This is a genomic window from Micromonospora sp. WMMD964 (genome assembly GCF_029581455.1).
Taxonomy (GTDB): Bacteria; Actinomycetota; Actinomycetes; order Mycobacteriales; family Micromonosporaceae; genus Micromonospora.
The window spans coordinates 2,758,726-2,773,982 of record NZ_CP120860.1 but is presented as its reverse complement, the minus strand read 5'-3'; the positions used below and the strand labels follow the sequence as shown (position 1 = coordinate 2,773,982).

The 15,257-nt window shown below is 73.3% G+C and carries 10 protein-coding genes; 3 read left to right on the top strand and 7 right to left on the bottom strand.

Going from position 1 to position 15,257, the window contains the following annotated elements:
- Positions 1-38: 38 nt before the first annotated feature.
- Both O7616_RS12900 and O7616_RS12895 read right to left on the bottom strand, forming a co-directional pair.
- Positions 39-1,214 (bottom strand): HAMP domain-containing sensor histidine kinase, encoded by a 1,176-nt coding sequence (locus O7616_RS12900; protein ID WP_282261665.1) that lies wholly within the window; start codon positions 1,212-1,214, stop codon positions 39-41.
- A 55-nt stretch (positions 1,215-1,269) separates the two neighbouring features.
- Positions 1,270-1,938 carry a response regulator transcription factor gene (locus O7616_RS12895; RefSeq protein WP_282306997.1) on the bottom strand — a complete coding sequence of 223 codons (669 nt, stop codon included), beginning with the start codon at positions 1,936-1,938 and terminating at the stop codon, positions 1,270-1,272.
- 142 nt (positions 1,939-2,080) lie between these two features.
- On the opposite strand from O7616_RS12895, the gene O7616_RS12890 reads away from it, so the two are divergent.
- Positions 2,081-3,199, top strand: coding sequence for a peptidase C39 family protein (locus O7616_RS12890; RefSeq protein WP_282306996.1), 1,119 nt, complete (start codon positions 2,081-2,083; stop codon positions 3,197-3,199).
- Here the strand turns inward: O7616_RS12890 and O7616_RS12885 are convergent, their stop codons facing one another.
- Together O7616_RS12885 and O7616_RS12880 are read right to left on the bottom strand one after the other, a co-directional pair.
- On the bottom strand, positions 3,200-4,483 hold the full coding sequence (locus O7616_RS12885; RefSeq protein WP_282306995.1) for a PQQ-binding-like beta-propeller repeat protein: 1,284 nt from the start codon (positions 4,481-4,483) through the stop codon (positions 3,200-3,202). It abuts the gene before it with no gap.
- Positions 4,480-5,775, bottom strand: coding sequence for a PQQ-binding-like beta-propeller repeat protein (locus O7616_RS12880; protein ID WP_282306994.1), 1,296 nt, complete (start codon positions 5,773-5,775; stop codon positions 4,480-4,482). The genes O7616_RS12885 and O7616_RS12880 overlap by 4 nt, the downstream gene beginning before the upstream one ends.
- Positions 5,776-5,857: 82 nt before the next feature.
- Between O7616_RS12880 and O7616_RS12875 the strand changes: the two genes are divergently transcribed.
- Entirely contained in the window at positions 5,858-7,768 is a 1,911-nt protein-coding gene (locus O7616_RS12875; protein ID WP_282306993.1) for a hypothetical protein, read from the top strand.
- On the opposite strand, the gene O7616_RS12870 is transcribed toward O7616_RS12875, so the two are convergent.
- Together O7616_RS12870 and O7616_RS12865 are read right to left on the bottom strand one after the other, a co-directional pair.
- A complete protein-coding gene (locus O7616_RS12870; RefSeq protein ID WP_282306992.1) occupies positions 7,769-9,571 on the bottom strand; it encodes a hypothetical protein in 1,803 nt (600 codons plus the stop codon).
- Positions 9,571-11,334, bottom strand: a complete 1,764-nt coding sequence (locus O7616_RS12865; protein WP_282307615.1) for a hypothetical protein — start codon at positions 11,332-11,334, stop codon at positions 9,571-9,573. Before O7616_RS12865 ends, O7616_RS12870 begins: the two co-directional genes overlap by 1 nt.
- 581 nt (positions 11,335-11,915) lie before the next feature.
- Here O7616_RS12865 and O7616_RS12860 point away from each other — a divergent pair.
- Positions 11,916-13,073, top strand: a complete 1,158-nt coding sequence (locus tag O7616_RS12860; protein ID WP_282307614.1) for a hypothetical protein — start codon at positions 11,916-11,918, stop codon at positions 13,071-13,073.
- A gap of 231 nt (positions 13,074-13,304) precedes the next feature.
- Here the strand turns inward: O7616_RS12860 and dxs are convergent, their stop codons facing one another.
- Positions 13,305-15,251, bottom strand: coding sequence for a 1-deoxy-D-xylulose-5-phosphate synthase (gene dxs, locus O7616_RS12855; protein WP_282261673.1), 1,947 nt, complete (start codon positions 15,249-15,251; stop codon positions 13,305-13,307).
- Between the last annotated feature and the right edge of the window lie 6 nt (positions 15,252-15,257).

Below are 15,257 nucleotides of genomic sequence, written 5' to 3'. Positions count from 1 at the left end.
TGATCTTGCCATCGGCCGAGCGCCGTACGCAACCCCGCTCAGCCGACCGTCGGCACCGGCCCGGACACCGCCGGGGCGTCCGCCGACGGCAGGGTGACGGTCACCTCCAGGCCACCGCCGGGCTGCGCGATCACCTTCACCGTCCCGCCGTGCGCCGTGCAGACCGCCCGGACGATGGACAGCCCCAGGCCGGAACCACGGGCGCCGGTGCGCTCCCGGCCACCGCGCCGGAACGGCTCGAACAGGCCCGGCACGTCGGCCTGGTCCACCTCGAACCCGGTGTTGCCCACCACCAGCCAGGACCGGGCGCCGTCGGTGCCGGTACGCACCCAGAGCCGGCCGTGCAGGTGGTTGTAGCGGACCGCGTTCTCGATGAGGTTCCCGGCCAGCCGGTCGAGCAACCCCGGGTCGCCGACGACGGGCGCGGACTCCAGTGACGTCTGCACCCGCAGGCCGATCCGTTCCACCTCGCGGCGCATCGCCGACAAGGCGTTGACGGTCCCTGCGGCGAGGTCACACTCGGTACGCCGACCCAGTTGCCGCCCGGCCTGCGCCTCGCTGCGGGCCAGCACCAGCAGCGCGTCCACCAGGCCGTTGGCGCGTTCCGAGGCGTCCCGGACCACTGTCGCCATCCGACGGTATTCGGCGGCGTCCGCGTCGTCGTCGCTGAGCGTCACGTCGATCTCGGTCCGCATGACGGCGAGCGGGGTACGCAGCTCGTGCGAGGCGTTCGCCACGAAACGTTTCTGCGCCTCGAAGGCGGACGCGATCCGGTCCAACATGGCGTCGAACGTCTTGGCCAGCTCGGCCACCTCGTCGTCGGCGCCCGAGTAGCCGATCCGCTGGTCCAGGGTCGCCTCACCGAGCCGCTGCGCGGTCGCGGTGACCTGGTGCAACGGGCGCAGCGCCCGACCGGCCACCGCGTACGCGCCGGCCACCCCGACCACACTGACCGCCAGCAGCGCGACCAGTCCCTTGGCCAGCAGCTCCCCGGAGGCGGCGTCGACGAGTTGCCGCTGCCACTGGGCCGCGTCCATCGACTCGCCGTCGGCGAGCACCACCGTCGTGCCGGGCAGCAGCTCGTCGGTGGGCCGCAGCGCGTCCCGGACCAGCAGCCACGCCAGCACGACCAGGATCGCCCCCGCCCCGATCAGCAGCACCCCGTTGAGCAGTGTCAGCCGCAGTCGCAGGGTGGGCCGCAACCGGCGGCTCACCGTGCTGCCGCCGTTCGCGACTGCGGGGCTCGCAGACCCGGCTCACTCCTCGCGCTCACAGCCCCACCTCGGCGGTGCGGTAACCCGCGCCGACCACCGTCTCGATCAGCGGCGGGTCGCCGAGCTTCTTGCGCAGCGTCATCACGGTGACCCGGACGATCGTGGTGAACGGGTCGGTGTTCGCGTCCCAGACCCGTTCCAGCAGCTCCTCGCTGGAGACCACCGCGCCACGGGCCTTGAGCAGCTCGCTGAGCACCCCGAACTCCTTGTTGGTGAGGTCGACCGGCAGGCCGGCGCGGGTGGCCACCCGACGGGCCGGGTCGAGCACCAGGTCGGCCAGTTCGAGCACCGGCGGAGCGGCCGGAGTGGCCCGCCGACCCAACGCCTGTACCCGGGCGACCAGCTCGTCGAAGGCGAACGGTTTGGGCAGGTAGTCGTCCGCGCCGAGCTGCAACCCCTCCACCCGGTCCGCCACCGTGCCACTCGCGGTCAGCATCAGCACCCGGGTCAGCGCGCCGGAGGCGGCCAGGTCGGCGCAGATCTGGTCACCGTGCACTCCCGGCAGGTCGCGGTCGAGCACCACCACGTCGTACCGCGTGACGAACGCCGCCTCGTGCCCGGCGTCTCCGTCGTACGCCACGTCGACGGCCATCCCCCGCTTGCGCAACCCGCGCGCGATCGCGTCGGCGAGGTTGCGCTCGTCCTCCACCACCAGTACCCGCATCCCGGCCTCCTCGCTGCTGACCACCGACAACCTAGTGCCGGTCGGCAACCATCGTCCCTCGCCGCCCGCACCGGTCGGCGTTGCGGGCCAGGTCGGCGTACGCGATGCTGTCCGGCGGCACCGAGCGACGGACGGACCTGGAATGACGATCGCGGCACCACCCACCCGGCGGGACATCGTGTACCGGGTCTTCCACCTGCCGGCCGACGGCGCGTTCGACGGCGACGAGGGCGGTGTCGACGGGCGGCGCACCTGGACGTCCCCTCCGGTGCCGGTGGGCTTCACCGTCGCCGAGGTCGTGCCGTCCTGGACCGCCGACACCCCGGACGGCTGCTGGATCGAGGTCGAGCTGCGCGGCTGGCACGACGACGCCCCCGCCACCGGCTGGTATCGGCTGGCCCGCTGGGCCGCCGACGACCGGGCGGTACGACGCACCTCGATACCCGGGCAGCGCGACGGCGACGCCGCTGTCGACACCGACACCCTGATCGTGAACGGGGCGACGGTCACCGGTTGGCAGGCGCGGGTGACCCTGTGCCGACCGGTCGGCGCCCCGACCGGACCGGTGCTGCGCAGCTTCGGCGCGGTCGCCACCGGCCCCGCGCTGACCGGCCCGACCGACGCGTCGGCGCCCGCCTCGTCCGCCGCCCGTGGGCGGGTGCTGGACGTCCCCCGCTACTCTCAGCGGCTGCACGCCGGCCGGTACCCGCAGTGGGGCGGGGGCGGCGACTCCTGGTGCAGCCCCACCTGCACCTCGATGGTGCTCGCCTACTGGGGCCTCGGGCCGACGGAGGAGCACTACGCCTGGGTGCAGCCGCCCGGCCCGCGCCCGGTGGTGGTGCACGCCGCCCGGCACTGCTACGACCACGCGTACGCCGGGGCCGGCAACTGGCCGTTCAACACCGCGTACGCCGGTCGGTTCGGGTTGGACGCGTTCGTCACCCGGCTCCGGTCGCTGGCCGAGGCGGAGGCGTTCGTCGCGGCCGGTATCCCGCTGATCGTGTCCGCCGCGTTCCGGGCCGACGAGGTGCCGGGGCTCGACTACGACACCCGGGGGCACCTGATGGTGCTGGTGGGCTTCACCGACGACGGCGACCCGGTGCTCAACGACCCGTACGCCCCGGACGACGACGGCGTCCGCCGTACCGTGCCGCGGCGGCCGTTCGAGGCGGTCTGGCAGCGCGGCAGCGGCGGCGTGGCGTACGTGCTGCGACCGCCGTCGGTGCCGCTGCCCCCGCCGCCCGCCCAGGCGAACTGGTAGTCAGCGGCGCAATTGCCACAGCCGGTAGGTGCCGGGGCCCACGCACAGCAGGTGGGAGTCGGTCACCTGACAATCCCCGGTGGCATCGCGCAGCACGTCGAGTTTGCGTACCGTCCCGGCTCGCATATCCACCTCACCGACGACCACCCCGCCGTCGGGGTGCTTGCGGACGGCCGTCAGCGGACCGCCCCGATCCCGTCGGTACAGGTCCCACTGGCCCAGGACGGCCACCTCCTGACCGGTGGGCGCGTCCAGCACGACGAAGCGGCCAGGCGAATTTCCGCCGCCGACCACGTTGGCCAGCAGCCGATCCTCGGCCCCCCACGCCCACCCCCAACGATCGCTGCTCCAGCGCACCTCGCCGGTGGCCGGGTCGAGCGCCTGCAGTTGGTTGGCACCGGTGCGCAGACACAGGACGGGGCCACAGTCCAGCGCGAAGTCGACGGTCACGTTCGGGCGGATCCAGCGCCGGTCGAGCTGGTCCAGGCCGTACGCGGTGACCGCGCCCGAACCCCGGTCGATGACCAGCAGGAGGTCGTCCAGCACCTCCAGCCCGAATCGCCCACCATCGGCTGGTCGCAGGTCGGCGCGGGCCAGCACCGCTCCGGTGGTCGCATCGCGTACCTCGACCGGGCCGTCCGGCGGGTTGAGGATCAGCCGATCCAGCCCGCGCTCGGTCTCGCGCGGGATGATTGCGGCGGTGGTGGCGGGCAACTGCCAGCGGACGGTCCCGCAGCAGGGGTCGACCACCCGCAGGACGCTCGGCTCGCTCTCGCCGCCGGAGCGCAGCAGCAGGTTGCCGTCGACCAGTCTGTCGGCGCTCCCCGGTTGCTGCCACCGGTACGCGCCGGTCGCCCGGTCCAGCGCGATGGTCGTCACGTCCCGGCCTCGCGGGCCGATCTCAAACCCGGTGACGACCAGCAACTCGCCCAGCGGGAAGATCCCCCAGTACCGGGCGTCCGCCGACAGCGGCGCCTGCCAGGCCGGCTCGCCGCCGGGCAGCCGATACGCCGCCAGTCGCCGCTGCTGCAGGTTGGACGTGCTGGTCGGCTCGATCACCACGGCGAGGTCCCCGTCGACGAGCACGTCGGCCCCGGGCTGCGCCGGCAGCGTCACCACGGATCGCCGGGGCTGCGGCGCACCGGCGGCGGCGAGGGTGAGCAGCGCGAGCAGGGCGACCAGCGCCACGCGCAGCTGCCGACCGTTGGTGCGAGGTGGGCGGGGCGACGGGGCCGGGTCCGGGCCGTGCCGCAGCACACCGAGGTCGATCACCGAGTCGCTCATCGGGTCAACCGCCACAGCGCGGTGGTGCCGTCGAGGCGCTGACAGAGCAGCATCGGCAGGGACGCCTGGCAGCTGCCGGCGATGGCCGGCAACACGTCGACGATCCGCGCCCGGTGGGCCACCAGATCCAGCTCGGCGACGACCATCCGGCCGTCGTCACCCGACCGCGTCCCGACCAGGGGGCCGCCGGGACCGACCACCTGCATCAGAGACCACCCACCCAACTCGGTACGCACCTGACCGGTCGCCGCATCCCACACCTCGTACCCTCGGCCGGGCCTGGCCATCAGCAACTGACCATGCCGGACGTCCGCCAGGTTGTCCGGACCGGAGTCCGACCACCGTACGACGCCGGTGGCCGGATCGAGCACCTGGAGGCCACCGGTCTGCGGTACCGCGCAGAGCAGATCGGCGCAGCCGACCACGTGGGAGATCAACGGCACCTCGGCCGTCCACAGTGGCTCCAGTTCGGTCAGCCGGTAACCCACCAGCCGGGTGCTGCCGGGCGGGACGAGCAGCAGCAGATCCTCGACGACCTGTGCCCGCTGGTACGCCTCCCGGTCACCGGGCAGCGTGTCGACGCTGCGCAGCAGGCGGCCCGTGCCGGCGTCGTGCACCTGCACCTCGCCGGTCGGCAGGAGCAGCACGAACCCGTCGACCCGGCCTTCCCGGAGGTGGTAGGAGGGATTGGCGGCCGGGGGGATCGGCACCGACCAGAGCATCCGGCCGGTGTCCGGCTCGATCCGGTTCAGCGCGCCCGACCCGTCGTCCCGGACGTCGGTCAGCAGCAGGCCGTCGTCTGCGGTCGGTTGGGGCGCACCGGGAAGCTGCCACCGTCGCTCGCCCGAACCGATGTCGAAGGCGATGGTCCGGAACACCCGGCCCGGCGCGTCGACCGCCATCGCCAACACCAGCCCCTGCTCGACCCGGACGTCGAGGTAGTCACCGAGGCGGGCCAGCGGGGCCTGCCACCGCCGACGCACGCCCGCACCGGTCGGGGACGGCTGGGCGTACGCGGTCAGGTACCGGTCCCCCTCCGGTGCCGGCGGGTCGACCACGAAGACGCTGTCGCCGCCGAGGTACGCGGTGGACGTCCGCACCGCCGGCACCACGCTCACCACCCGCTGCGGCACCGGTGTCGCAGCGGCCGGCAGCACCAGGGCGAGGACCAGCACCGCCACGCTGCGCAGCGGGCGGCCGGCAGCGCGCGGTCGACGGACCGTGGGCGTCGACGCGGCTTCGTCCCGGACCTCGCCCAGCTCGATGATCGACAACAAGCGTCCTTCCGTCACCCCTGGTCACCGTCCGGCAAACCGGCCGTGGGTGCACCGGCCCGGCAAAAGCGACGGAACCGGGCCTGTACGATGGCCCGTCGTGGCCGTGCCGGTGGTAGACCCTTCGCTGAATCCCCTGACCGACGCCGACCCGGCCGAGGCCGAGTCGCCCCGACGGCCTCGACGCCGTCCGGCCCGAGCCGACCTGTTCGCCCTCGGAGCCTATGTGCTGCTGGGCGTCTTCGTCTGCCTCAACTACTGGGGTGACGTCAACGGCCGGGTCTCCTCGCACCTGCCCACCGACCACAGCTGGTTCGAGTGGCTGTTCGCGCACGGCGCGTACTCCGTGCGGCACCTGGAGAATCCGCTCTTCACGGCCCGGCAGAACGCCCCGGACGGGGTGAACATGATCGCCAACACCTCGTTGCTCGGGGTGACCCTGCCGCTGGCCCCGCTGACCATGCTGCTCGGCCCCCAGGTGATGTACGCGCTCTACCTGGGTGGAGCGCTGGCCGCCACCGCCGGCACCGGCTACTGGATGCTCTCCCGCCACCTGGTGCGCTCCCGCGCGGCGGCGTTCGTCGGCGGCGCGTTCCTCGGCTTCGCGCCGGGAATCGTCCACCACGCCAACGGCCAACCCAACTTCGTGTCCAACTTCCTGCTGCCGCTGATCGTGGTGCGGGTGCTGCGCCTCGGTGAGCCGGGCCGGTGGCGGCGCAACGGGCTGGTGCTCGGCGCGCTGGTGACGTACCAGATCTTCATCAACGAGGAGATGCTGCTCCTCACCGCCCTGGCCTGCCTGGTCGTCGTGCTCGCGTACGCCGTGCAGCGCCCGGCCGCCACCCGGGCCGCCGCCGGCACGTTCCTGGCCGGGCTCGGCGTCGCCGGCGGGCTCGCCCTGGCGCTCGCCGCGTACCCGATCTGGTTCCAGTTCAACGGTCCACAGTCCTACCGGGGCCTGCAGGGCGGCGTCTTCCACAACTGGGGCGAGGACCTGGTCGCCTTCGTCACCTTCGCCCGCGACACCTGGGCCGGTGACCCGGCGGTGGAGAAGACGATCGGGCTGACCGAGCAGAACACCTGGTTCGGCTGGCCGCTGGTGCTGCTGACGGTGGTCGCCCTGGTGCTGCTCGTCCGCCGCTCACTTCCCGCCCGGATCGCCGCGGTGCTGATCGTCGTCTTCACCGTGGCGTCGATCGGGCCCCGGGTGCGGTTCGACGGCGTCGAGACGGATGTCCGCGGCCCGTGGTCGTACGTGCCGGACGACCTGCCGCTGGTCGAGATGATGATGCCGACCCGGTTGACGCTCGTGGTCGCCGCCGCGGTGGGCGTCCTGCTCGCGCTGACCTGGGACGCCGCGCACCGCCAGGGACGCCCGGTGGCCGACCGACCGCGGGTGCCGGCGCAGCGCGCGGGCGACGCGGTCGCGGCGACTCCCGACGACACCGGGGCCGGAGACCAGCCCGCGCCGGTCGCGACCCGTCGCCGCTGGCTGCGCCCGGTGGGGTACGCGGCGGTCGCCCTCGCCGTGCTGCCGCTCTTCCCCCGGCCGTTGCCGGCCCAGCAGATCGACCCGCCGCCGCACTTCATCACGTCGGGTGGTTGGCGGCCGTACGTGCCGGCGGGCCGGACCCTGGTGCCGGTGCCGATCCCGAGCAACGTGCACGGCCTGCCCACGTTGCGCTGGAGCGCGCTGACCGGGCAGGAGTTCCCCATCCCGGGCGGCTACTTCATCGGCCCGAACGAGGTGGGCGAGGGGGTCTTCGGGGCGCCGAACCGGCCCACCAGCACGCTCGTCTACTCCACGATGGACAAGGACGCGGTCCCGGTGCTGACCGAGGAGAACCGCCGCCAGGCCGTCGAGGATCTGCGGTTCTGGCGGGCGTCGGTGGTGGTTCTCGGGGCGCACCCACGCGAGGCGGTGCTGCGTGAGCTGGTCACCGGCCTGATCGGGCCGCCGCAGCGGGTCGACGACGTCTGGGTCTGGGACGTCCGCGCCCTGGTGGGCTGATCAGCCGACCTGGTTCCGCACGTCCCACATCCACCCGCCGTCCACCGGACGGCCCGGCCCGAGCAGGTCGTCGACGGTCCGCCGGACCGGGTCTGCGTTGGGCAGCGGGCCGAGCACCACGACAGCGGCCCGCCAGTGCCGCAGGTCCTCGACGGCCCGGCGGCGGTCGAGGTCGGTCAGCACGGGCACCGCGCCGGTCTCGGCGACCCGGCGCAGCAGCACCGACGTGGGCCGGTCCGGCGCACCCCAGCGGGCCGCCGGGTCGTCCGGGCTGCTGGGGCCGATGAAGTAGCCGCCCGGCGCGGTGAACGCCAGACCGCTACGGGCGGACCAGAGCATCACCGGGCTCCGCGCCGCGCCGGTCACCGGCGGTACGGCGACCAGCGTGCGACCCGGCGGCACCAGCGACCGCCACCCGCCGTCCGCGACGAACCCGGGCACCGGGTTGACCGGCACCACCCGGATCGGCGTCGGCACCAACGGCAGCAACACGGCGGCCACCGCCCCGGCCCACAGCAACCGCACCGGCAGCCCGGGGGCGGCCGCCAGCCGACGCGCCGCGCGAACCCGGTCCAGGGAGAGCGCCACCAGGACACCCAGCACCGGTACGCAGACCAGCGCGAACCGGGCCGGCACCGCGAGGTCGAGCAGGGGCAGCCCGGCGACCAGCCGGTACGGCCCGGGGATGCCGGTGGCGGTGCCGTCGACCCGCAGTTCGGTGCCGAGGGAGAGCAGGGCGAACACCAACCCACAGCCGGCCAGGGCGCGGACCAGCGGTCGCCGCCACAGCCAGATCACGATCACCACGGCGAGCACCAGCAACCCCGGGCCGAAGAACGAGTTCTCCTCGGTCGGGTTCGGCGAGAGCAACCCCGGGAGCCAGTCGTCGCCGAGTACGGTCTGCCGCGCCGACGCGGTGAACGACGCGGCGTCCAACTGGAAGGCGTGCGCGGCGAACGCCATCCCCGAGTAGTGCTGCGGGCCGTAGAACTGGAACCACAGGGGGTACGCCAGCAGCACCGTCGCGACACCGGCCGCCACCGCCAGTCGGCCGAACAGTGCCGGTGCGAGCCGCCGGGCGGCCACCCGGTCGGCGAGCGCGTAGCCGAGCGCGAACACCCCGGCCGCGAGCGCCAGGAAGACCAGCACCTCCTCGCCGATGAAGACCTGCCAGACCAGCAGCAGCCCGAGGACGACGCCGGGTCGCCACACTCCGGCCAGCCGGTGCGGCCCGTCCGAGGTGGGCCGGAACACCACCGCGAGGATCGCGGGCACCAGGAACTGCGCGGCGATGTGCAGGTGCGCGCCCGCCTGGGCGATCATGCCCGGGGCGAAACCGCAGACCAGGCCACCCACCGCGGCTGCGGCCCGGGTGGTGACCAGGCGGCGGCGCAGCAGCGCGTACCAGGCCGAGGCGGTGCCGGCGAGGCAGCAGACGACAGCCACGCAGAACGCGACCTGCGAGCCGAAGAGCAGCGTCACCGGGGTCAACGGGACGCCCAGGCCGAGCACCGAGGTGTTCGCCATCAGGTTCACCCCGTCGGGGGCGTTCAACAGGGCGCTGTAGAGCGGGTTCTCCCAGTCGACGACGGCGTGCGCCGCGTGGGCCAGCATCCACTCGAAGAGGATCTGGTCGCCCGCCTGGTGGAACAGCCGCCACTGGTACCCCCACTGCGCGCTGGTCAGCACGACGGCCAGCGCCAGGTAGCCGGTCACCACCAGCAGGTCCCGGAGCCGGTCCGGACGGGGTGTACGGGCCTCGGTCGCGGGCGCCTCGGTCGGGGACGCCGTCCCGGTGGTCATCAAACCGAACGGTCGGTCAGCGCCCGAACGTCCCACACCCAGACGTCCAACTCCTGGCGGCCGGGGCCGACCAGATCCTCGACGGCACGTCGTAGCGGCTCGGAGTTCTGCTGACGGACCGGGAGCACCAGGATCGCGGCCCTCCAGTGGCGCAGTTCGTCGGTGAAGCGACGCCGCTGCCGGTCGTCGAGCTTCGGCGTACGCCCGGTGGTCGCCACCTCCTCCAGCATCTGACCCACACCGCTGGGTCGGCCGCCGAACCGCCCCGCGTCGCCGGTGTTGCCGTTGCGCGGGGCGAGGAAGTAACCACCGGGGATCTTGAAGTCGAGGTTGGTCGCCGCCGCCCAGCGCATGCCGTGCGTGTTGCCCATGCTGGGCACCGGAATCGGCACCAGCGTCTGGTCCGGTCCGACGTACGCCCGCCAGCGGTCGGCCGTGATGAAGTCCGGCACCGGCGGACGGGAGACCATCCGCAGGGGCATCGGAGCGATCGGCAGCAGCGCGAACGCCAGGCCCGCCGCGGTGAGCGTCCGAACGGTACGCCGGTCGGCCGGGCGCAGCGCCCAGGCCCGCTCGACGGCGAGCGCGAGCAGCAGACCGACCACCACGCTGGTGATCAGGCCGAACCGGGTGGGCACCACCGCGTCCAGCAGCGGCAGGTGCACCAGGAACTGCCACGGCCCGGTGAACAACTCCCGGTCCCACCAGGAGACCCGCTCACCGAGGGAGAGCACGGCGAAGAACACGCCGGTCGCCGCGAGCGCCCGGACGATCATCTCCCGGCGTAGCCAGACCACGATGCCGATGGCGAGCATCGCCAGGCTCCAACCGAAGAAGGCGTTCTCCTCGGAGTAGTTCGGCGCCAGGTTGATGTTGGCCCGCTGGTTGCCGCCGAGGGTGGGCGAGCCCTGGGCGAAGAAGGCCGCGATGTCGTTGCCGTAGTCGCGCACCGCGTCGCTGAGCCCGTGGTACGCCATCGGCCCCGCGAACTGCACGTACAGGGGGTACGCCAGCAGCGCCCCGGCCAGCAGCGCGCAGGTCAGCACGCCGACGCCGAGCGGTCGCCACGCCGCCCGCCAGCGGGCCGGCTCCTGGGCGAGCACCGCGAGCAGGAACACCCCGCAGGCCAGCGCCGTGAAGAGCAGGATCTCCTCGTTGATGAACGCCTGCGCGGTGACCAGCAGGGCGAGCAACGCCCCGTCCCGGATCGGCCGACCGGACCGGGTGAGCACCAGCACCCGCCAGATGATGAACGGCAGCAGGAACTGACTGATGATGTTCGGGTGCCAACTCGCGTGCGACAGCATCGCGGGCGAGAAACCGCAGAACCAGCCGCCCACCGCGGCGGCGAGCGGGGTGCGCACCAGGTGGCGGGAGAGCATCAGGTACCAGGCCATCGCGGTTCCGGCGAGGCCGAGCGTCACCAGCACCACGAAGGAGACCGCCGGCCCGAAGAGCAGCGTCACCGGGACCATCGGGATGCCCAGTGCCAGTACCGCCGTGTTGGCCATCAGGTTGACGCCGTCGGGGTAGTTGAACTGCTCGGTGTAGAACGGATACTCCCCGTGCAGCACCACGCGTACCGAGTGGGCGAGGAAGAACTGCACCTGGGCCGGGTCACCGGTGTAGAGCGACGCCACCCGACCGGACGGGTCCAGCCAGATCCGGCTGGTGACCCAGAGCGCGGCGAGCAGGAACAACCCGCCCACGGCGAGGTGCTGTCGCCGCCGGGTCCAGCGATGCCACCACCGGTTGGTCGCCACCGCCTCCGCGTCGTCGGCGGCCGCTCCGGGCTCGACCGGCGCCGCGTCCTCGACCGGAGCGTCCGGCTCGACCGGAGCGTCCGGCTCGACCGGAGCGTCCGGCTCGACCGGAGCGTCCGGCTCGACCGGAGCGTCCGGCTCGACCGGCACTACGGGTTCGGCCGGAGCGTCCGGGGTCTTGGTGGGGGCCGGCGCGGTGGCGTCGGTTGTCGCGGCGAGCGCCGCGCCGGAGGCGGGCGACGACTCGGCCGGGGCGGTGGACGTGCCGGTCAGGGCGGCGGGGCCGGCGAGGATGCCGACAGGTGTGCGGTAGTTCACCAGTTCGTCGGGGCCGGCGGCGGCCTCCGGGTGCGGCGCGGGCAGGGCGCGGGACTCGGCAGGCGTCACAGTCGGCGGAGTCTACCGGAGCAACGAAAAAGCACTAAAGCCCCGGTGTGGTCCAATGTGGCGAGTTCGGCGGCGGGCAACTGAGGGTTCGCGTCGGACATCTCGTACTATGGCGCTTTCCGACAGCGACGGTGAAGCGATCGGGGGCGGGCCAGGTGACTCCAGGCCGTCGGTACGGCAGGGCGCTTCCCGTCCTGCTCAGCGCGCTGCTGGTCAGCACGGCCTGCGGTCCGGTGGCCGAGAGGAAGTCGCAGGACCTGCGGGTCGGGTACGACACCCTGGACGGGGCGTTGGCCGTCTGGCCGCCCCGGGGTGACCTGTCGACCGACGCCACGGCGACGACAGCCGTCACCCGGGCCGTCCGCGACTGGCGCTCACCGGACGACGACCGGGCGCACCTCCCCTCGTCCGGCATCCTCTTCTCCGGTCGGGTGGACGGCGCCCCGGTGGCTCTGGTGGCCGCCGACGTGCCCGGTGAGAGCGCCTCCTGGCTGCTGCAACTCACCCGCGACGGCGACCGGTACGCGGTGACCCGCGCCACCGAATACACCGACCCGGGTTACCTCGTCTACTCCGACGTGCTGCCGGTGCAGACCGCGGCCGGCCGGCGCTACCTGGTCTCCGCCCGGGTGCAGACGCTGGTCGGGCCGCAGGATCGGACGTTGACCGTGGCGGACGGTCTCAGCGCGCCGGTGGACGTGCCGTCCTGCACGGCCGTCGGGGTGACCGCGACCCTGCGCAGCACCGAGTCGCTGCCCCGGGGCCGGGCCGCCGACCGGCTACTCGACCTGGGCACCGGCACCGTCGATCCGCGTTATCCGCTGGTCCGCGACGAGTCGGGCACGGGGCGGCGGGCACTGACCGGCCTGGACACCTGCGTGCTGGCCGGGGACCGTGGCCCGTTCGGCAGCATCCCGCGCCGGATCGGCGACCGGGACGCGCCGCGTTCGGTGCCGACGTCCTGGCCGATGGCGAAGCTCACCGTCCGCTCGCTCGGCGAGGTCGCCCTCGGCGGTGGCGAGGCAGCCGAGTTGCAGCAGCTCAGCTGGGACACCGACGCCGGGGCGATGACCGCGGTGGTCTACCGACCGGCCGACGGGAGCGCGCCGGTCGTCTCCCCCGCCGACCGGGCCACCCCGTTGCAGGCGTACCAACTGCCGGTCCCCGGTCAACCGCTCGTGGTGCTCAGCTGGCGGCCCACCCGGGACAGCTCCCTGTCGGTGCCGCCGGGCACTCCGCTGCTCGTCGAGCGGCCCGGCCTGGCGGTCATCCCCAGCCCGTCCCGTTCCCAGACCTACAGCCTCGCCAACACCGACAAGACCCACTACCGCTCGATCAAACCCACCGACTAACCCCCCCCCCGTCCCCCCACCCTGGTCCACCCCACCCCACCCCACCCCCGGTCGATCATGGAGTTGTGGTGCCCTACAAAAGGGGCGAAACACCACTCATCGCCCACCACACGTCCATGATCGACGGCGCAGGGGGGCGCAGGGGGCGGCGCGGGCGGCGGGGGCGGGGCGGGGCGGGCGATACGACGGCGGGCGCCCCCGGGAGGGAGCGCCCGCCGTGCGTTGATCGGGTCAGTTCTGCGCGGCCGCGTCGCTCGGGGTCAGGCGGTCCGGCGTGGCGTCCAGGCCGGAGATCCAGCCGGTGACGTCACGCGCCACGTCCTGAGCGGTCAGGCCCAGGTCAGCGAGGATCTGCGCCCGCGTGCCGTGCGGGTGCCAGTCGGCCGGCACACCCAGGTCCTTCAGCGGCACCCGGACGTCAGCGTCACGCATCGCCTGGGCGAGCGCGTCGCCCACCCCGCCGACCCGTACGCCGTCCTCGACGCTGACCACGAGCCGGTGCCGGGCGGCCAGGTCGACCAGCTCCGCCGGGACCGGACGCACCCAGCGCGGGTCGACCACAGTGACTCCGTAGCCCTGCTCGGCGACCCGAGCGGCCACCTCCATGCCCAACTGACCGAACGAGCCGACGGCCACCAGCAGCACGTCGGTACGCGCCGACTCGGCCAGCACGTCGACGGTGCCGACCCGGCGCAGCGCCGGAAGGTCCGCGGCGACCGAGCCGGTCGGGAAACGCAGCACGGTGGGGCCGTCGTCGACGGCCATCGCCTCGCGCAACTCCTCCCGCAGCGTGGCGGCGTCGCGGGGGGCGGCGATCCGCAGCCCGGGCACCACCCCGAAGACCGACATGTCCCAGATGCCGTAGTGGCTGGGGCCGTCCGGGCCGGTGATGCCCGCCCGGTCCAGCACGAAGGTCACCGGCAGCTTGTGCATCGCCACGTCCAGCAGGACCTGGTCGAACGCACGGTTGAGGAAGGTGGCGTAGACCGCGACGACGGGGTGCAGGCCGCCGAGCGCCAGCCCGGCCGCCGAGGTGGCGGCGTGCTGCTCGGCGATGCCCACGTCGTACACCCGCTCGGGGTACTTGCGGGCGAGCTTCGCGATGCCGGTCGGCTCGGCCATGGCGGCGGTGATGCCCACCACGTCCGGGCGCTCGTCGGCGATGGCGAGCAGCTCGTCGGCGAAGACGTGCGTCCACTTCACCGACGGGGCGGCCAGCAGGGCGCCGGTCTCGACGTCGAAGGCGCTGCTCGGGCCGTGCAGGCAGTCCGCGTCGTCCTCCTCGGCCGGACGGTAGCCGTAGCCCTTGCGGGTGACCGCGTGCACGATCACCGGGCCGCCGAAGTTCTTCGCCGCGCGCAGCGCCGCCTCGACCGCCGCCACGTCGTGCCCGTCCACCGGGCCGACGTACTTGATGCCGAGGTCCTCGAACATGGCCTGCGGGGCGACGGCGTCCTTGATGCCCTTCTTGACCGCGTGCAGCACCTCGTACATCGGCTTGCCGACCAGCGGGGTGGAGCCGAGGGCGTCCTTGACCGTGTCGAGGACCTTCTCGTAGCCCGGGTTGAGCCGCAGCGAGGAGAGGTGGTCGGCCAGGCCGCCGATGGTGGGCGAGTAGGACCGACCGTTGTCGTTGACAACGATCACCAGCGAGTTGCCGGCGGTGGCGATGTTGTTCAGCGCCTCCCAGCACATGCCGCCGGTGAGCGCGCCGTCGCCGACCACGGCCACGACGCTGCGCTGCTCACCTCGCAGGGCGTACGCCTTGGCCAGGCCGTCGGCGTAGGAGAGCGCGGTGGAGGCGTGCGAGTTCTCGATGAGGTCGTGCTCACTCTCCGCCTGGCTGGGGTAGCCGGAGAGGCCACCGCGCTGGCGGAGCTTGTCGAAGCCGGCCTGGCGCCCGGTGAGGATCTTGTGCACGTACGCCTGGTGGCCGGTGTCGAACAGGAGCCGGTCGCGGGGCGAGTCGAAGACGCGGTGCATGGCCAGGGTCAGCTCGACCACACCGAGGTTGGGCCCGACGTGCCCACCGGTGCGGGAGACCTTGGCGATCAGGAAGTCCCGGATCTCGGCGGCGAGGACGTCCAGCTCCTCGCCGGACATCCGCTTGACGTCCTGCGGACCGCGCACCGTCCCGAGCAGCCGGCCGTGGTTGGCCGTGTCCTCTTCAACACTCATGACCGG

Coding starts and splice junctions, on each gene's coding strand:
- O7616_RS12895 (WP_282306997.1), bottom strand. CDS start 1,938: ATGCGGGTACTGGTGGTGGAGGACGAGCGCAACCTCGCCGACGCGATC.
- O7616_RS12890 (WP_282306996.1), top strand. CDS start 2,081: ATGACGATCGCGGCACCACCCACCCGGCGGGACATCGTGTACCGGGTC.
- O7616_RS12885 (WP_282306995.1), bottom strand. CDS start 4,483: ATGAGCGACTCGGTGATCGACCTCGGTGTGCTGCGGCACGGCCCGGAC.
- O7616_RS12870 (WP_282306992.1), bottom strand. CDS start 9,571: ATGACCACCGGGACGGCGTCCCCGACCGAGGCGCCCGCGACCGAGGCC.
- dxs (WP_282261673.1), bottom strand. CDS start 15,251: ATGAGTGTTGAAGAGGACACGGCCAACCACGGCCGGCTGCTCGGGACG.